13 protein-coding genes and 5 pseudogenes are annotated in these 17519 nt (G+C 52.1%); 12 read left to right on the forward strand and 6 right to left on the reverse strand.

Features of this window, described 5'->3' with window-relative positions:
- Positions 1 to 6 precede the first annotated feature (6 nt).
- From JCM15764_RS00970 to JCM15764_RS21035, 3 genes and pseudogenes are all read left to right on the forward strand, one after another.
- Positions 7 to 357: a hypothetical protein gene (locus JCM15764_RS00970; protein ID WP_243688091.1), complete on the forward strand. Its 351-nt coding sequence runs from the start codon at positions 7 to 9 to the stop codon at positions 355 to 357.
- 100 nt (positions 358 to 457) lie between these two features.
- Positions 458 to 1533, forward strand: a pseudogene (locus tag JCM15764_RS21030) (sigma-54-dependent transcriptional regulator); the annotation flags it as partial.
- Positions 1534 to 1752: 219 nt separating this feature from the next.
- On the forward strand, positions 1753 to 1860 hold the full coding sequence (locus tag JCM15764_RS21035; protein ID WP_243688114.1) for a helix-turn-helix domain-containing protein: 108 nt from the start codon (positions 1753 to 1755) through the stop codon (positions 1858 to 1860).
- Positions 1861 to 1955: 95 nt separating this feature from the next.
- On the opposite strand, the gene JCM15764_RS00980 is transcribed toward JCM15764_RS21035, so the two are convergent.
- The 3 genes from JCM15764_RS00980 to JCM15764_RS21045 all read right to left on the reverse strand — a co-directional run bounded on the left by JCM15764_RS00980 (position 1956) and on the right by JCM15764_RS21045 (position 4944).
- A complete protein-coding gene (locus JCM15764_RS00980) occupies positions 1956 to 3002 on the reverse strand; it encodes a response regulator (protein WP_054691695.1) in 1047 nt (348 codons plus the stop codon).
- Positions 2999 to 4147: an ATP-binding protein gene (locus JCM15764_RS21040; protein ID WP_243688092.1), complete on the reverse strand. Its 1149-nt coding sequence runs from the start codon at positions 4145 to 4147 to the stop codon at positions 2999 to 3001. The genes JCM15764_RS00980 and JCM15764_RS21040 overlap by 4 nt, the downstream gene beginning before the upstream one ends.
- Before the next feature lie 62 nt (positions 4148 to 4209).
- Positions 4210 to 4944 (reverse strand): response regulator, encoded by a 735-nt coding sequence (locus tag JCM15764_RS21045; RefSeq protein ID WP_243688093.1) that lies wholly within the window; start codon positions 4942 to 4944, stop codon positions 4210 to 4212.
- A 256-nt stretch (positions 4945 to 5200) separates the two neighbouring features.
- Here JCM15764_RS21045 and JCM15764_RS00990 point away from each other — a divergent pair, with 256 nt between their 5' ends.
- From JCM15764_RS00990 to JCM15764_RS01010, 5 genes and pseudogenes are all read left to right on the forward strand, one after another.
- Positions 5201 to 6370: an efflux RND transporter periplasmic adaptor subunit gene (locus JCM15764_RS00990; protein ID WP_054691697.1), complete on the forward strand. Its 1170-nt coding sequence runs from the start codon at positions 5201 to 5203 to the stop codon at positions 6368 to 6370.
- 51 nt (positions 6371 to 6421) lie between these two features.
- Positions 6422 to 9525, forward strand: a pseudogene (locus JCM15764_RS00995) (efflux RND transporter permease subunit).
- 18 nt (positions 9526 to 9543) lie between these two features.
- Positions 9544 to 10584, forward strand: a complete 1041-nt coding sequence (gene fliK / locus JCM15764_RS01000; RefSeq protein WP_054691699.1) for a flagellar hook-length control protein FliK — start codon at positions 9544 to 9546, stop codon at positions 10582 to 10584.
- Positions 10565 to 10885, forward strand: coding sequence for an EscU/YscU/HrcU family type III secretion system export apparatus switch protein (locus JCM15764_RS01005; protein ID WP_054691700.1), 321 nt, complete (start codon positions 10565 to 10567; stop codon positions 10883 to 10885). Before fliK ends, JCM15764_RS01005 begins: the two co-directional genes overlap by 20 nt.
- Before the next feature lie 111 nt (positions 10886 to 10996).
- Entirely contained in the window at positions 10997 to 11440 is a 444-nt protein-coding gene (locus JCM15764_RS01010; RefSeq protein ID WP_054691702.1) for a tetratricopeptide repeat protein, read from the forward strand.
- 14 nt (positions 11441 to 11454) lie between these two features.
- On the opposite strand, the gene purN is transcribed toward JCM15764_RS01010, so the two are convergent.
- Positions 11455 to 12069 (reverse strand): phosphoribosylglycinamide formyltransferase, encoded by a 615-nt coding sequence (gene purN / locus JCM15764_RS01015; protein WP_054691703.1) that lies wholly within the window; start codon positions 12067 to 12069, stop codon positions 11455 to 11457.
- Positions 12070 to 12077: 8 nt separating this feature from the next.
- Positions 12078 to 13122: pseudogene (gene purM, locus JCM15764_RS01020) on the reverse strand (phosphoribosylformylglycinamidine cyclo-ligase).
- A 132-nt stretch (positions 13123 to 13254) separates the two neighbouring features.
- Between purM and rimI the strand changes: the two are divergent.
- From rimI to JCM15764_RS01040, 4 genes and pseudogenes are all read left to right on the forward strand, one after another.
- Positions 13255 to 13698 (forward strand): ribosomal protein S18-alanine N-acetyltransferase, encoded by a 444-nt coding sequence (rimI, locus tag JCM15764_RS01025; RefSeq protein WP_243688094.1) that lies wholly within the window; start codon positions 13255 to 13257, stop codon positions 13696 to 13698.
- Positions 13699 to 13717: 19 nt separating this feature from the next.
- Positions 13718 to 14533 (forward strand): dihydroorotate dehydrogenase electron transfer subunit, encoded by an 816-nt coding sequence (locus tag JCM15764_RS01030; protein ID WP_054691705.1) that lies wholly within the window; start codon positions 13718 to 13720, stop codon positions 14531 to 14533.
- A 90-nt stretch (positions 14534 to 14623) separates the two neighbouring features.
- A pseudogene (locus JCM15764_RS01035) lies at positions 14624 to 15483 on the forward strand (dihydroorotate dehydrogenase).
- A gap of 75 nt (positions 15484 to 15558) precedes the next feature.
- A pseudogene (locus JCM15764_RS01040) lies at positions 15559 to 16601 on the forward strand (KamA family radical SAM protein).
- On the opposite strand, the gene epmA reads toward JCM15764_RS01040, so the two are convergent.
- Entirely contained in the window at positions 16596 to 17519 is a 924-nt protein-coding gene (gene epmA, locus JCM15764_RS01045) for an EF-P lysine aminoacylase EpmA (RefSeq protein ID WP_054691707.1), read from the reverse strand. The pseudogene JCM15764_RS01040 and the gene epmA overlap by 6 nt on opposite strands.

Consider the following 17519-nt stretch of genomic DNA (forward strand, 5'->3'; position numbering starts at 1 on the left):
TAAATTATGGAAGATGTACAAAATCAACGGAGACTTTGCACGGAAATACAGCTCTTTGACCTGTGTGACAGGGATGCCTGTTCGCACCGCGATGGGCGCTACTGCACCAAAGGAGACATCCTCGCAAAATTCGAAGCAATAAAGGAAGAGGACGAGCGCTCCCCCGAACAGTTCATGGCCGAAGAACTTGATGACACTGAAGCGCCGGTGACATGGGCTATGATGAATCATTCGGCGTCGACGAATACGGGGATGATGAACCTGACGAAGATGATCTGTAATTGCACCATCAATAACCACCATCAAAAAGCCGCTTTGCAAAAGGCGGCTTTTTTATGGATCAACGCCAACCGCTAAAGGAGTATGTTTTGCAGCCGATACGTATTTATAGAAAGAGGAGATCCAACCAATGACGGCAAAACTGCTTATCCTTGATGACGACCCAGATATTCTCCTGATGCTGAAAACTGTTTTTCATGGTGAGGAAATGGAGGTAATGCTTGAGAGCGAAAGTGATGCCGCACTCAAGCTGATACTGACCGAACGTCCTAATGTGGCCATTTTCGATATAAGCATGCCAGGCAAATCGGCTTTCAGGTTTTGCAGGAGGCGAAAAAAATTGACCCCGGGCTGTCAATTATCATGACCACCGGCCACAAGACTACCCAGAATGCAATAGAAGCCATGAAATTTGGCGCTTACGATTATGTAACGAAACCTTTCGATACCAACAAACTTAGATCATCCGTGCAAAAGGCTTTGGAATGCAATCTGCTCAACAGGAAGGTGAGATACACCAAGGACACCAATCAGCTCAAACTTGAAGAAGACGCAGATGACATCATGATCGGTTCCTCTGCGGAAATGATCGAGATCTGGAAGATGGTGGGCAAGGTTGCCGATTCCGATGCCACGGTTCTGATTCAGGGTGAAAGCGGGACGGGCAAGGAGCTCCTGGCCCGGGCCATCTATGACAATTCCCGGCGGAAAAACCGTCCGTTTCTTGCAGTCAATTGTGCGGCCATGCCGGAAGCTCTGCTGGAATCGGAACTCTTTGGCCACGAGAAAGGGGCCTTCACCGATGCCTATGCCAGAAGAATAGGCAAATTCGAACAGTGCAACGGCGGCACCATCTTTCTTGACGAAATAGGGGAGATGAGCCCGGCTAATCAGGGTAAGCTTTTACGGGTGCTGGAATGCCAGGAGTTCGAGAGGGTCGGGGGCAACGATACTATCCGCGTCGATGTGCGCATCATTGCCGCCACCAACAAGAGCCTGGTGACCTCGGTCAAAGAAAAGACCTTCAGAATGGATCTCTTTTACCGGTTACGGGTTGTCAATTTTTTTCTTCCTCCCCTGAAAGACCGGGCAGAAGATATTCCGCTGCTCATTGACCTGTTCGTCAAGAAATTCTCCCGCAAATACGGAAAAACCATCAGGCGCGTCGCGCCGGAAACAACGGACCTGCTGCTGAAACACCCCTGGGAGGGAAATATCAGGGAGTTGAAGAATGTCATCAATTCGGCGACGGTATTCTGCAAGAGCGACGTGCTGATGCCGGAAGATCTGGAATCATTTCTCACCGCAAAAGCCGGATTCAAGGAAGTGGACCTGGACTGTGCCGGGGATGATTACTACGAGGTATTCTGGAAGATGCTGGAGCCGGTTTTCGACGGGATCTGCCTCAAGAACAAGGGGACCATTTATGAAAGCGTCAACATGGGATTGGAAAAGGCCCTGATCCATATGGCCATGGAAAAGAGCAACAATAACCAGGTCTTCGCTGCGAAACTGCTGGGAATCAGCAGAAATACTCTCCGCGATCGGCTGGAGAGGTACAAGAGCGGGGCAAACGAATAAGCTTCAATTCTTAGGTAACTCTGCAAACTCATTTAATTCTCGCCGGGGGGAATGCCTCGCCATTGGCTGATCCGGCGTTTCCAGATGAAAACTACCTAAGAAAAGAATTTTCCTGCCGCAGCTTCCCATTCCTTTTTATCGATTTGCAAGAAGATGTCCACGAGTTCGGGATCGAACTGAAAGCCTCTGCATTTGATGACTTCATCGACAACTGCCTGGAAAGGCAGAGCTTTTCTGTAAGGCCGGTCTGAGGTCATGGCATCCAGAGTATCGATCAGACCGAAAATGCGGGCGCTGACAGGTATGTCCTTCCCTTTGAGGCCATTGGGATAACCATTCCCGTCAAAGCGTTCATGGTGGCAGAGTACCAGTTCTGCAGCCCCTTTGAAGTATCTGATTCCCTTCAGAATATCATGTCCCACTTGCGGGTGCCGCCTCATCAGTTCCCACTCTTCAACATCCAGTTTCCCGGGTTTCAGCAGAATATTGTCGGAAATACCTATTTTGCCTATGTCATGGAGCAATGCTCCCTTTGCCATGGCAGTTGAATCCTCCTTGTCGATGCCAAGTTTTTGCGCCATGAGGAGGGTATATGTCATGACCCTTTCTGAATGGGAACCGACTTCTCTTTCCCGTGCGTCCAGCGCCCGTATGAGCGCCGTCAGTGTGTGCTCATAGGCAAGGTTCACCTCACCCATGGCTTCTCTGATTACCTCTGTCTGTTCACGGACCTTTAGTTCGAGATTTGACTGATACTCCCTGTTGTCTTTTATCAGGCGGCGCTTTTCCGAGATATTCCGCACTGTCAAGAGCACCCTGTCCAGATTGAATGGTTTGGTGATGTAGTCCTCTGCGCCCAAATGTATGCAGGATAGAGCCGTATCCATGTCGTTAAGTGCCGTTATCATGAGGACGCTGATGTCGGGCTTGACTTTCCTGGCGTCCTTCAACAGCTCCACACCCGACCTGCCGGGCATCATGATATCGAGAAATGCAACTTCTATGGGTTGGCTTTCCAGTACGGTCAGGCCTTCATCGGCATTACTCGCCTGGTGGCAGTGATAACCTTCCTTGCCCAGGGTTGCGCAAAGCAGGTCCCTGATCATTTCCTCATCGTCGGCAATGAGTATGTGTTCTTTCATCTGTCCGCTCCTAGCTCAGTAGTTCTATCCTCTAAATTTGCAAGTGTACGGGCTATTTTCGTCACCAGCGCCCCGTTGGTAAATGGTTTGGCTATAAAGGGAGTGCCATTTTCCAGGATCTTCTCGAAGTTGACCTTGTCATCGGTGTGTCCGGACATGAATATGACTTTCAACGCGGGTTTTTTTCGGGTTAATGCCTCGGCCAGTTTCGGCCCGTTCATGAACGGCATCACCACATCCGATAAAAGAAGGTCTATTTCATTCCCGCGCTGATCGAAAATTTCCAGGGCCTCAAGGGGATCGGTCGTCCCAATGATATTGAAGCCTTTGTTTTTCAGGGTATGGGTGACCAGGTTCAATACTCCCGGTTCATCTTCGACCACAAGTATGGTGTGGCTTCCCTCAGCAGGTACTTCTGATACAAGTTTCACCGGCGTATTCTGCTGCTTTAACCTGGGCAGGTAAATTCGGAAGGTGGTGCCTTTCTCCAACTCACTGGCCACGTCAATATAGCCGCCATTCTGCTTGACGATACCATAAACCGTGGCCAGCCCCAGACCTGTACCGCGTCCCATTTCCTTTGTAGTGAAAAAAGGCTCGAATAGCCGGCTTTTTACTTCTTCTGTCATGCCGGTACCATTGTCGGTAACGGCGAGCATGACATAGCCTCCCATGACGGAACCAGGGTGTATCGATGCGAAAGACTGGTCAATTTCAGCATTCGTCGTTGCAATGCTTATCACACCACCGTCTTTCATGGCATCCCCCGCATTGACAACCAGGTTCATGACGATCTGCTCCACCTGTCCCGGATCAATCTTGATCAGGCCGATATCCCCGGCCAGAGATGTCTCCAGATAAATATGCTCACCGACAACCCTGTGGAGCATTTTTTCTATGCCACATATCTGATCATTGAGATTCAACATCCTGGGGGCCAGAATCTGTCTGCGGCTGAAGGTCAGCAGCTGCCGTGTCAGGTCTGCTGCACGGTCTCCTGCCTTCAAGATCTGTTCAGCCTCCTGATGCTGTGGGCTTTCCCGGTCCAGGGACCGGAGCAACAGAGTGCTGTAACCATTGATAATGGTGAGAAGATTGTTGAAATCATGTGCTATGCCGCCGGCAAGCTGGCCCAATGCTTCCATTTTCTGTGCCTGTCGCAACTGTTCGAATGCTTTTTTCCTCTCAGTTATGTCCAGAAGGGTGCCTATGATGCAGGTCTGCCGTTGAGCTCGGTTTTGGTCCCGTGCATTTCCAGCTGCAGATCTTTGCCGCACTTACCCTGTCCCCTGAAATAACAGGGGGGACCATTGTCGGAATAACCCAGTATTGTCTCGCAGATTTCAGCGACAGCCTGCCGGTCTTCATCAATAACCAGATCGAGAAGCGCCCTGCCGTCGACCAGTTCGCTCTGTTGAAAATTGAAAATCTCCGCAAATTTGGGATTAACATAGGAAAAAATCCCGTCCTGCAGGAGGTATATGCCCACAAGTGACTGCTCGACCAGGCTTTTAAAGCGCGCTTCGGTGGCATGAAGGGCTGCTTCAGCTTTATGTCTTTTATCGCGATCCGATGCTTCCTTAAGCTCCCGTTTTATTGCCGGTATGAGACGGCTGAGGTTTCCCTTGACCAGATAGTCATGGGCGCCGGCTCTCATTGCTTCAACGGCAAGCTCCTCGCCCATCTGACCTGAAACCATGATGAACGGGAGATCCCGATTCTGCTGATGAAGGATGCTTATGGCCGCAAGTCCATTGAACTCCGGCATGACGAAGTCGGAAACAACCACATCCCATTTTCCCTTTTCAATGGCGGAAAGCATTGCCTCTTCCGTTTCGACACGCTCCATTACCGGACTGAATTCCTTTTTCAGTTCCCTGACGAGCAGGACGGCATCTTCAGGAGAATCATCGATAATAAGTATTCGGAGCGGCGGCTTCATGATCACCTGCTTGAAAAGTTGACAATCAGTGTTCTTATCGGGCTGCAGCAGGAATATGTTAACAAATTGTTTGCAGTTGCGGCAATATGAAGAAGTTTAGTGCCTGCCGCTTCGCAAGTAGCTGATTTATTGACACAAGTTGCCTTGGTGCAAGTACGGCCACAGCGAATATGGATAATAGCGGGAGAACTAGTTTAATAAATCCGATAAATATGCTAAAAAACAAATGACCTGAAATCATTGCTGGAGGCCCCGGGTGTTCAAATCTACCCATAAGCGTAATTATTACATAAGCCTTCGATTAATATTGTTTCTGCTTTTGCTCAACTTTCTGTTGACCGGCTGTGCCAAGAAAAAGGAAAAACCCAAAGGAAAGCCTCCAGTGCCGGTTGCCGTAGCCACCGTCCAACAGAAGACTGTGCCCATAACCGTCAATGCCGTCGGCAATGTGGAACCCTTTAACAGCGTACCGGTCAAGGCACAGGTCAACGGGATTATTTCCAGGGTTCATTTCCGTGAGGGACAGGATGTGCAGAAGGGGGACCTCCTTTTTACCATAGACCCCGGAACTTACCGTGCCGCGTTGAAACAGGCGGAGGCAAACCTGGCCCGTGATCTGGCCCAGGCCAGGAACGCTGAGGAGCAGGCAGGACGTTATGCAGCGCTGGTGAGAGATGGAATCGTCACCCAGGAACAATATGACCAGCTAAGGACTAATGCAGAAGCCTTTTCCGCAGCGGTGGCTGCAGACAGGGCGGCAGTGGAAAATGCCAGAATACAGTTATCCTACTGTTATATCCGTTCACCTATCCCCGGCCGTACCGGCAGTCTGCTGGTAAATGTGGGCTCTCTCGTCAAAGGCAACGATACTGCTGCTCTGGTTACCATCAACCAGATATCTCCCATTTATGTCAGTTTTACCGTTCCTGAAAAACAGCTTACCGTCATCAAGCCGCAAGTGGCTGGTGGCAGTATGACTGTGGAGGCACTGGTGCCCAATGATGCGCAGGGAAGTTTGCGGGGTGTCGTCAGCTTTCTCGACAATACCGTCGACACGACCACCGGCACCATTCGTCTCAAAGGCACTTTTCCCAATGGAGACAGACGTCTGTGGCCCGGGCAGTTCGTTAATGTATCGCTTATCCTTGGCACCAGGCCAAATGCCATTGTAATCCCTGCCGCCGCTGTGCAGACCTCCCAGCAGGGCCAATTCGTCTTTGTAATCGGCGCCGATAAAAAAGCGGAGCTTAGACCCGTATCTCCCAGCATTAGTGACAAGGGCCTGGTAGTGATCGACCATGGGCTGCGTCCTGGAGAAGTAGTCGTTACCGATGGGGTGATGAGACTGACCCCTGGCGCTCAGATTGAAATCAAAAAAGGGGGATCGGGAAATCTGCAGCCGTCTTCACCAATGGGACAAAAATAGCTTTCTTAACCCTGAGTTACCCGCAAATAACAGTTTCAGGTCCAAGGTGCCATGCACATCTCTGAACTCTTCATAAAACGTCCGGTCATGACATCGCTGATCATGCTGGCTGTCATGATTTTCGGCCTTTTTGCCTATCGTCTTCTGCCGGTCAATGACCTGCCGCGCATCGATTACCCCACCATCCAAGTTACCGCAAACCTGTCCGGGGCAAGCCCCGAGACCATGGCCAGTGCCGTAGCCACACCGTTGGAAAGGCAGTTTTCCACCATCTCCGGATTGGATTCCATGAGTTCCACCAACGGCCAGGGCGTTTCCATCATTGTTCTCAAGTTCGACCTGGACCGGGATATCGATGCTGCTGCCCTGGACGTGCAGGCGGCAATCTCCAAGGCCGCCCGTCAACTGCCACAGGACATGCCCAATCCACCGTCGTTCCAGAAAGTTAATCCTGCCGATCAGGCCGTGCTCTATCTGGCACTGAGTTCACAGACCCTTCCATTGTCGGCGGTCAACGAGTACGCGGACACGATCATCGCCCCACGGATTTCCATGATCAGCGGTGTTGCCCAGGTACAGGTCAACGGTTCGCAAAAATATGCCGTTCGGGTACAGCTGGACCCAAATGCCTTAACTTCCTTGAAAATAGGCCTGGACGAGGTTGCTGCCGCACTTGACAGGTGGAACGTCAATCTGCCCACCGGAGGCCTGCAGGGGGAACGTCAGGCATTCACCATCCAGGCCACAGGACAGTTATACAATGCTGAGGCTTTCAAGCCGCTCATTGTTGCCTACCGCGGCAACTCCCCCGTCAGGCTTTCAGACATAGCCACGGTTTCGGACAGTGTTGAAAACGACAAAGTCGCTGCCTGGTACAACACCAAGGGGAAATCCACCGGGCCATCATTCTGGCCGTCCAGCGCCAGCCGGGGACCAATACCATTGAAGTCGTCGACAGCATCAAGAAGCAGATTCCCAGCTTTCGCAGCCAGATTCCAGCTTCGGTACAGCTCGATGTTTTTTTCGACCGCACGGTTACCATCCGGGAATCGGTTGCCGATGTGAAGTTCACCCTGCTGTTGACTATCGCCCTGGTTATCCTGGTCATATTTCTCTTTCTGCGCAATCTCTCCGCTACGGTCATCCCCAGTCTTGCCCTGCCGCTGTCCATCATCGGCACCTTTGCCGCCATGTACGCCTTCGGTTTTTCCGTCAACAACATCACGCTGATGGCACTTACCCTGTCGGTGGGTTTCGTTGTCGATGATGCCATCGTCATGCTGGAAAACATCGTTCGCCACATGGAGCATGGCGAGAATCCCCACGAAGCGGCATTACGCGGCTCTCGGGAAATAGGTTTCACCATTATTTCCATGACCATTTCCCTGGTGGCGGTCTTTATTCCGGTGCTGTTCATGTCGGGGATGCTGGGCAGGATGCTCCATGAATTTGCCGTCACCATTACCGTCGCCATTCTTATCTCCGGCCTGGTGTCACTTTCCCTTACCCCCATGCTCTGCAGTCGCTTTCTCAAACCGCCGGCAGAGGTTCGGCACGGCAAGTTCTACAACTTCATGGAGCGTTTTTTTCAGGGAATGCTTGAGCTGTACCGGCTGACCTTGTCCAGGGTTCTAAGGTACCGGCGCACGACGATGCTGATAACTCTGGTGATGACTGCCGTCACCATCTGGCTTTTTATGATAATGCCCATGGGGCTGTTGCCTTCCGATGACATCGGTGCCATCTCGGCTCCCACAGAGGGTGCCCAGGGCGTGTCATTCGAGGAGATGAAGAGGCACCAGCAGGAACTGGCAAAGATTGTCCTGCAGGAGCCGAATATAGAGGCTTTCATGTCCACAGTGGGGGCCAGCGGCTCCCGCGTCGGCTCCAACAGCGGATTCATGTTCATAAAGCTGAAGCCGCGCCATGAGAGAAACCTGAACGCGGACCAGATCATCCAGAAACTGCGGCCGAAGGTGATGGGCATTCCGGGCATCACCATGTTCATGAACAATCCCCCACCGATCCGTCTCGAAGCGACATCATCCAAGTTACAGTATCAGTTCGTCCTGCAGAGTCCGGATACGGAGGATCTCTACCAGAACGCCTCTGCATTCGAGGCGAAGCTGCGCGGGCTGCCCATGCTTCAGGAGGTGACCAGCGACCTGCAGTTGAAAAACCCGCAGATCAATCTGCAACTGGATCGTGACCGGGCTGCTGCCTTGGGGATAACTGCAGAACGCATCGAAGATACCCTTTTTTCCGCTTACGGAAGCCGCCAGGTTTCCACCATCTATTCGCCCATAAATCAGTACAGGGTAATCATGGAACTGGCTCCCCAATATCAGTCTGATCCGGCAGCCCTGTCCATGCTCTATGTGAGGTCCAATGCCGGACAACTGGTGCCCCTTTCCTCCCTGGCAACTCTGACTACGGGGGTGGGGCCACTGTCGGTCAATCATCTGGGCAGATAACCTCGGTCACAGTCTCCTTCAACATCAAACCCGGAACTCCATTGGGTGATGCGGTGGCAGCCGTGGAAAACGAAGCAAAATCGCTGCCTGCGTCCATTACCACCGGTTTCCAGGGAACGGCGCAGGTTTACCAGGCCTCCACCAAAGGGCTGGCCCTTCTGCTGATCATGGCCATTTTAGTCATATATATCGTTCTGGGGATCCTGTACGAGAGCTACATCCATCCGCTGACCATTCTTTCGGGGCTACCCTCCGCCGGTTTCGGCGCCTTGATCACGCTTCTCATCTTCGGCAAAGACCTGAACCTGTATTCATTTGTCGGGATCATCATGTTGGTGGGAATCGTCAAGAAAAACGCCATCATGATGATCGATTTCGCCCTGGAGGCGCAGCGGAATCAAGGCCTGAGCCCCCTCGACGCCATCTATGAAGGTTGTCTCGTCCGTTTTCGGCCGATCATGATGACGACCATGGCGGCGCTGATGGGCACATTGCCCATTGCCATGGGTTTCGGTGCCGGCGCAGAATCCAGACGGCCTTTGGGGCTGGCAGTTGTCGGCGGGCTTCTCGTTTCCCAGCTCCTGACCCTCTTCATTACGCCGGTCGTCTACTATTACATGGACCGTTTTCAGCAGTTTCTCCGCAGCAGGGCAGGCGATCTCTGAAACAAATGTGCCATGAACCGGCAGGGAGCTGATAATGCTGATCAATGATGAGATTCAGAAACAACTTCTCCAATTATTCGCCAAGTCTTCCAACTTGCCTAAAGTCGAGGCAGAACAGCAATCGGCCTCCCAGCTGCAACTGACACCCGGGCAGCAGGTCCAGGCCGAGGTTGTGGCAAAACTCCCCAATCATCTCTTTCTGGCCCGCATTGCCGGTGAACTCTTCAAGATGGAACTTCCCCTGAATGTGCAACCGGGCGAGACCATGCACATGACCTTCGTCAGTGCCGAACCTCGCATTACCTTCGAGTTGGCGAGGGCCGATAACGGGAAGGTTCCAGTAACTATCAGCACCACCGGAAAGTGGCTCAGCTCGCTGATGAACAATGTGATTGCCCAGGAAAGTAGCAGCTCCCAATCCCTGTCACCGATATTGAATGGACCGCCGACAGATACCGAGCTCTTTGCAGTCAGGCTTAAGGAGGCCATGACATTGGGCGGCCTGTTCTATGAATCCCATTTGGCCGAGTGGGCGAGGGGAGATCGCCAGATCGCCCAACTCCTGGTAGAACCCCAGGGAAAGCTGTCCCGAAGGTTTGTGAATCCTGATCCAGACGTGCTGCAGAAAGGAAACGAAGGAAACGGCATTTTGCCCAAGAGCATTGCCGAGGAAGCGACAGCTTCTAAACCAGCTGCCGGCTTTATTGCAGACCCTCAGACCCTTCACATTATCAAGGACCAGTTGGCAACCCTCAACTCAGGTGTGCTCATCTGGAATGGTCAGGCCTGGCCGGAACAAAAGGTGGAAATCTCGGTACAGGAACGTGAAGCTGACGGTTCAAGCCCGCAGGAAAGGGGGTGGGAAACATCTCTCCGGCTGCAGCTGCCTGCCCTTGGCGAAATCTCAGCCACACTGCGCCTTTCTGGAGCCGGTCTGAATATTGTTTTGCAGACTGATGACACCAGGACTGCGGCAATTCTCCGGAAAGGGTTTCCTGTATTGAAAGAGCGGGTGGATGGAGCGGGGATTAATTTGACCGAGATGGTGATAAAAGATGAAAAAGGCGGAGAATGACCTGAAAAAGGCTGTGGCCTTGGCATATAACCCGGCTGGAGATTATGCGCCGAGGGTTGTGGCGAAAGGCTGTGGTGTAACTGCAGAAGCGATTATCGCATTGGCAAGGGAAAATGGTGTTTACGTCCACGAATCGCCCGATCTGGTAAATCTGCTGCTCAAGGTGGACCATGATCGCTATATCCCCCCTGAACTGTATCGCGCAGTAGCTGAATTGCTCGCCTGGCTCTATCAGCTGGAACAAACTTCCGCTACGCCTTCCGGCAATGCCGGTAGAGAGGAAAATAAGTCTGGAGAATAAATTTAAAGGTTGAATTTAATAGTAAAAAAAACTTTAATAGGCGGATATCTTTTCGAAGAACCGGCTGTCAAGCGGTTGTTCGTGATGTGATGTATCAAGGAGGGTTGGACGATGTCTTCCACAGAACCGGAAAAACTGTTTGCACGGGGCCTGGCTGCCTTCAAGAGTAATGACACCCTGTCAGCTCTGGTCCTTTTTGAAAAAGCCTGCCAGCTTGATTACAATCCCGGCTTTGTCTCCTATCTGGCCTTTTGCCTGGCAAAAGAGCGCGGACAATACAAAAAGGCAATAGCCCTTTGTAAGGAATCCGTGGAGAAAGAGCCTGCCAACCAGGCCCATTACCTCAACCTGGGCAGGATTCATGTGTTGATGGGCAATAAGCCCGATGCCATTCTGGCATTCAGGGAAGGGCTTTCCTACGGCAACTGTCCCGAGCTTTCAGACCACCTGGAAAGGCTTGGCGCGCGCAAGAAACCTTTCATTCCGTTTCTGAAAAGGAACCACCCCATCAACAAGTTTATAGGCATTATTCTGGGCAAGCTGGGACTGAGATAGTTCAGGCGGGCGTCCTACTTCGAATACACGACTTTTCTTCCATCAACTTTCAAGCGACCCTCTGCGAAGAGCCTGATGGCTTCAGGGAAAATTCGATGTTCTTCCATCTGGATCCTGGCAGAAAGGGTGTCTTCGCTGTCGTTTTCCTCCACCGAAACAATGGCCTGCATGACGATCGGCCCGGTATCGGTGCCTGCATCGACAAAATGAACCGTGCACCCGGTTACCTTTACTCCATACTCCAGGGCCTGTCGTTGGGCATGCAGGCCGGGAAAGGCCGGTAAAAGGGCCGGATGGATGTTCATGATGGCGTTGGGGAATGCCTCAATGAAGCCGGGGGTGATGATGCGCATGAATCCCGCCAGGACCACCAGTTCTACGCCGTGAGACTGTAAGACCTTAACCAGCTCGGCGTCGTAAGCAGTTCTGCCGTTGAAATCGGTGTGTTTCAGGCAGATTGCTGTTATTCCATGGCGGCGGGCTCTTTCAAGTGCATAAGCTTTTTCATTATTACTGATGACGCAGGATATGACTGCCGGGAGGGAACCATCCTGGCAGCGGTCAATGATCGACTGCAGGTTAGTACCGCTACCGGATACAAGTACTCCTATTTTAAGCCGTTTGCCCATTGGATGACCTATACCATTTCGACACATTCGGATCCGGCATCGCACTTGGCGATTTCACCGATTACAAAGGCAGTTTCGTTCAGACCGGAAAGCCTGATCAGGATCTCTTCCACTTCCTTTTCAGGGGCGGAGAGAACCATGCCGATTCCGCAGTTGAAGGTTCTGAACATTTCCTGTTCTTCAACGTTACCGGCATTCTGTATCAGGTTAAATATTTCCGGAACCTGCCAGGTTGTTTTGTCGACGACTGCCTTGCAACCGTTCGGCAGTATCCTCGGTATGTTCTCCAGCAATCCACCGCCGGTTATGTGGGCAATACCGTGGATGGTGAAATCCCTAAGCAGGTTGAGTATGGATTTGACATAGATACGGGTTGGGGTGAGAAGCTCATCGGCAACGGATTTGTCAAGGCCGGGGATGGTGTCGTTGATACCGAGTCCCATCACATCCATAATCACTTTACGGGCGAGGGAATAGCCGTTACTGTGCAGACCGCTGGAGGCAAGACCGATCAGTTTGTCGCCGACGGTGATGGACGAGCCGTCGATAATCTTGTCGCGCTCGACAACGCCCACAGTGAAGCCTGCCATATCATATTCACCACCAGCGTAGAATCCTGGCATTTCGGCGGTTTCGCCCCCTATAAGCACAACCGGCCTGAAGACAGCCTTCTGCAACTCCCTTGATAATCGCAGCGCCTTTTTCGGGATACAGTTTGGCTGTGGCAAGGTAATCCAGGAAGAACAGCGGTTCTGCCCCCTGGACGATGATATCGTTGACGCACATTGCCACGAGATCGATGCCGATGGTGTCGTGACGGTCGGCGAGAAAGGCTATTTTGAGTTTTGTTCCCACTCCATCCGTGCCCGATACGAGCACAGGGTTTTTGTACTTGCCGGAACTGAGGGAAAAGAGCCCGCCGAACCCACCGATATCGGCAAGGACTTCCGGTCTTGAGGTGGCCTTAACGAGTGGCTTGATCAATTTGACGAAGGTATTCCCGGCATCTATGTCTACACCGGCGTCTTTGTACGTAATCCTGGCTTTGCTCAAAACATTCCTCCCTTTAAATGGAACGAAAAATCTAAACCATCGGAAGGTAAATGTCAAATTCAAACTGGCCACCAAAAAAGGGTTTACATTGAAACCCTCTTTGCTTATGATGCCCGTAAATGGACAACCGGCTTGAAGAAATCACAATCTGCCCCATGTCTGAATCTGATCTCGATGGCGTTCTCGCCATCGAGATCAATTCATTCCCCCCGTCCCTGGACCAGGACTCATTTTCTTGCCGAACTTGAAGCCCCGCACTCTTTTCCCCTGGTGGCACTGGGCGCTGAGAACAATGTCATGGGTTACATCTGTCCAATGCTTGTGCTGGACGAGGGACACATTCTTGACGTCGCTGTCCACAGCAATTACCGCGGCAAAGGGATTGGCAGAATGTTGGTGGAAAGGGTGCTGCACGACTGCAGCGAAAGAGGGGCGGAATTCGTCTCCCTCGAAGTGAGGCAGTCCAATGAATCCGCCATAGGCCTGTACCGGCAGCTCGGTTTCCTGGAAACCGGCCGCAGGAAAGCCTATTACGAGAACGGCGAGGATGCTCTACTGATGGAATATATTTATTAACGGAAAAGGCAGGTCTTGCATGCAATTCAAATCCATGGTCATATCAAATGTTGAAGTCTCCCCTGATTATTTCAGGATGAGAATGACGGCCCCTCCGGCCATTGTCGAAGCCATACCGGGTCAATTTGTCATGGTCAGGGTGCGCGACGCCATTGATCCCCTTCTCAGGAGGCCCTTCGGCATTTTCGACCTGGGTACCTTCGCGACGGAATACACCGATTGCGGCAGACAGACCTTCTGTGAAATTCTTTACAAAGTTGTGGGCAAGGGAACGGAGATGCTTTCTTCCCTGCACCATGGCGACCATCTGGACATTCTTGCCCCGCTGGGAAAGGGATTTGCTGCCGGTGATCCTGCAGACGAAAAGATTCTGGTCGGTGGCGGAGTCGGTCTTGCCCCCCTTTACTACCTGGCAAAGGAACTGGCAAAGAATTCCAGGGTCCGGCTTTTTGCCGGAGGCAGAAACAAGGAGGATATCCTCTGCATCACCGAATTTGAACGGCTGGGGGTGGAGACGTATGTTTCCACCGATGACGGTACCTTAGGGGCGAGTGGTCTTGTCACCGAAGTTCTTGAAAAACATCTGGCAGAGGATAACGGCAGAAAAAGCCTTTTCGCCTGCGGGCCGTTTCCCATGCTTAGGGCCGTGGCCGGGATCGCCGGCCGTCATGACCTGGAGTGCCAGGTGTCTTTAGAGGCGTATATGGCATGTGGTGTAGGTGCCTGCCTGGGATGTGTCATAAAAGGCAAAAACCACTCCGATCAGACCCCCGATTTTCGCTGCGTGTGTAAGGATGGGCCGGTATTCTTTTACCAGGACTTGAAGTGGGATTAAAAAACTGCTGATGACTGTATCGAAGGAGATGTGATGGCAAAACCCGACCTGTCGGTTGAAATTTCAGGCATCAAGCTGCGCAACCCGGTAATGACAGCATCCGGCACTTTTGGTTATGGGAAAGAGTTTTCCGACTACCTTGACCTGGAGAAGATCGGTGCCATTATCACCAAGGGTTTGTCCCTCCGCCCTAAAGCGGGTAATCCGACTCCGCGCATTGTTGAGACCCCTGGCGGTATGCTCAATGCCATCGGCCTGCAGAACGTCGGGATCGATGCTTTCATTGGGGAGAAACTGCCCTTTTTGCGCACCGTTGATACGCCGGTGATTGTCAACCTATATGGCAATACCCTGGAAGAATACGGGGAGTTGGCGGAAAAACTCGACAGGTTGCCGGAGGTTGCCGGGCTTGAGGTAAATATTTCCTGCCCCAACGTGAAGCAGGGAGGAATCGTTTTCGGAACCGATCCCAATGCCGCCGCCGAAGTGGTCGGGCTGGTTCGCAGATCCACCTCGAAGCCACTGATCATCAAGCTTTCGCCAAATGTTACCGATGTTGTCCGCATGGCAGATGCATGCGTCAGTGCGGGCGCCGATGCGTTGTCACTGATAAATACCTTACCGGGATGGCCATTGATCTGCAGAAGCGCCGCCCGATTCTTGCCAATATAACCGGCGGACTCTCCGGTCCTGCGATCAAACCGGTGGCATTAAGGATGGTCTGGCAGGTATCACAGGCTATGGCTGTTCCCATCATCGGCATCGGTGGTATAATGTCGGCAACGGATGCCCTGGAATTCATACTTGCCGGAGCGACTGCCGTCCAGGTGGGCACGGCAAATTTCCTTGATCCCTCGGCAGCCCAGACCATTGCTGCCGGCATTGAAGATTACCTGGCAAAGAACGGTATTGCAGACGTCAAGGAGTTGATCGGGGCTTTGAAAATCTGACCTAAGCTAGCTGCAGGATACCCGAAAAGGCGGAGAATGATTTCCCCGCCTTTTTTCATTTCAAGGAATAAATGCATGAACCGTTGGCAAAAAAATCTGCAAACCTGTGTTACCGCACCGGATGAATTGTCACCGCTTTTCAATCTGGATACTGAAGACATCGCACAGGTGGTGAAACGCTATCCAATGAGGATAACACGCTATTACCTGGGGTTGGTAGAGAGGCCCGGCGACGCATCTGGCGCCAATGTATACCGGACCCCCTTGAATTTGAGGATCAAGCCCAGATGGAAGACCCCCTCGATGAAGAACTGCTCAGCCCGGTACCCGGATTGATACATCGTTATCCGGACCGTGTTGTGTGGCTAGTTTCCTCTGTCTGTGCAGTTTACTGCCGTTTCTGCATGCGCAAACGGCGGGTTGGCTGTACAGAAGCCACAGGAACCGGCACGCGGCAGGCGGCACTTGCATATATAGCCAATCATCCGGAAATCAGGGATGTGATATTGTCCGGAGGGGATCCGCTTCTCCTGGAGGACGATGCCCTGGAGGAAATACTGTCCGGCCTGAGACGGATACCCCACGTGGAGATCATCAGGATCGGCACGAGAACAACGGTTACCTTGCCGGAAAGGATTACCACCGGTCTCTGTCGAATGCTGAAAAAATTTCATCCGATTTATGTAAATACCCATTTCAACCACCCAAAAGAGATCACCGCCGCATCGGCTCGGGCATGTGCCAGGCTTGCCGATGCCGGCATTCCACTGGGGAACCAGACCGTGCTTCTGAAGGGAATCAATGACGACCCACAGGTGATGAAGCGGCTCATGCAGCTTTTGCTGAAAATCAGGGTCAAGCCCTACTATCTCCATCAGATGGATCTGGTCAGAGGAACGGCGCACTTCCGAACAAGCATAGACCGGGGCCTACAGATTATGGAAGGGCTGCGGGGACATACTTCGGGGCTTGCATCGCCATATTATGCAATAGACCTGGAAGGGGGGAAGGGGAAAGTGCCGCTTTTGCCGGAATATGTGAGGCGGGATGATGATAGTCTCCTGATCAGGAGTTATCGAGGTGAAGTGGTTAGGTACCGGGACGTGGAAAAATCATAGGTCCTCGTTGGTAAAAGATACTACTCCATCGATTTCCGGAACGTCGAGAAGAAGCATGACAAGCCTGTCAACACCCAGTGCGATGCCGGCGGCCGGCCCCATCCCAGACAATTCATCAAGAAATCTGTCCGGCGACGGATAGGCCGTTTTACCCATTGAAGCCCTGAATTCGGCTTCTTTTGCGAACCTTTCCCTTTGTTCCTGGCTATCGTTTAGCTCAGAAAAGCCGTTTGCCAGCTCGATTCCTCCCATATACAGCTCAAAGCGCTCCGCCAGTTTCCGGTTTTCCTTTTTCAGGCGGGCAAGAGCTCCTCGTGCAGCAGGGTAATCGTAGATAAAAGTAGGGTGGTTAACACCAAGATTAGGTTCTATATCGTTAACCATCAGTTCATCGAAAAGGTCCTTTTCCTCAGCTTCTTCCACAGACATGGCAGTATAACGGAGAAAAGCCTCTTCAACGGTAATTTTTTCCCAGGGAGCTTCCAGTTCAATGATCTTGCCCAGATAGGATATGCCGGCGCTTTTGTGCACAGCACATGACAGAAACCGCACCAAGGCCTCGCAGTCATCCATCAGATCACGGTAGTCGGACTCAAGTCTATACCACTCCAGCATGGTAAACTCAGGAAGGTGCCGTTTCCCGCGTTCTCCCTCTCTCCAGCAACGGCATATCTGGAAGATGCGCTCGTAGCCCGCAGCCAGCATTCGCTTCATGCAAAGCTCCGGAGATGTCTGGAGAAACCAGTTTCCTGAAGGAACGGCATCGATATGGGATTCGGGCGCAGGAGCGGGAATGCGAAGGGGGGTATCCACTTCAAGATACCCCCCTTCGTTAAAAAACTGCCTGATTTTCTGGATTATAAGACTTCTGCCCTTGAGTGCCTCTTTACGATTGGCCAAGGACCTGTTTTGCACCAT

The organism is Geotalea toluenoxydans JCM 15764 (assembly GCF_001311985.1).
Taxonomy (GTDB): domain Bacteria; phylum Desulfobacterota; class Desulfuromonadia; order Geobacterales; family Geobacteraceae; genus Geotalea; species Geotalea toluenoxydans.

Excerpts from the sequence above, each read along its gene's own strand:
- JCM15764_RS00970 (WP_243688091.1), top strand. The coding sequence starts at position 7 with ATGGAAGATGTACAAAATCAACGGAGACTTTGCACGGAAATACAGCTC.
- JCM15764_RS21040 (WP_243688092.1), bottom strand. The coding sequence starts at position 4,147 with ATGGAAGCATTGGGCCAGCTTGCCGGCGGCATAGCACATGATTTCAAC.
- JCM15764_RS00980 (WP_054691695.1), bottom strand. The coding sequence starts at position 3,002 with ATGAAAGAACACATACTCATTGCCGACGATGAGGAAATGATCAGGGAC.
- epmA (WP_054691707.1), bottom strand. The coding sequence starts at position 17,519 with ATGGTGCAAAACAGGTCCTTGGCCAATCGTAAAGAGGCACTCAAGGGC.
- JCM15764_RS01005 (WP_054691700.1), top strand. The coding sequence starts at position 10,565 with ATGAAAAAGGCGGAGAATGACCTGAAAAAGGCTGTGGCCTTGGCATAT.
- JCM15764_RS21045 (WP_243688093.1), bottom strand. The coding sequence starts at position 4,944 with ATGAAGCCGCCGCTCCGAATACTTATTATCGATGATTCTCCTGAAGAT.
- JCM15764_RS01030 (WP_054691705.1), top strand. The coding sequence starts at position 13,718 with ATGCAATTCAAATCCATGGTCATATCAAATGTTGAAGTCTCCCCTGAT.
- JCM15764_RS01010 (WP_054691702.1), top strand. The coding sequence starts at position 10,997 with ATGTCTTCCACAGAACCGGAAAAACTGTTTGCACGGGGCCTGGCTGCC.
- fliK (WP_054691699.1), top strand. The coding sequence starts at position 9,544 with ATGCTGATCAATGATGAGATTCAGAAACAACTTCTCCAATTATTCGCC.
- JCM15764_RS21035 (WP_243688114.1), top strand. The coding sequence starts at position 1,753 with ATGGAAAAGAGCAACAATAACCAGGTCTTCGCTGCGAAACTGCTGGGA.
- purN (WP_054691703.1), bottom strand. The coding sequence starts at position 12,069 with ATGGGCAAACGGCTTAAAATAGGAGTACTTGTATCCGGTAGCGGTACT.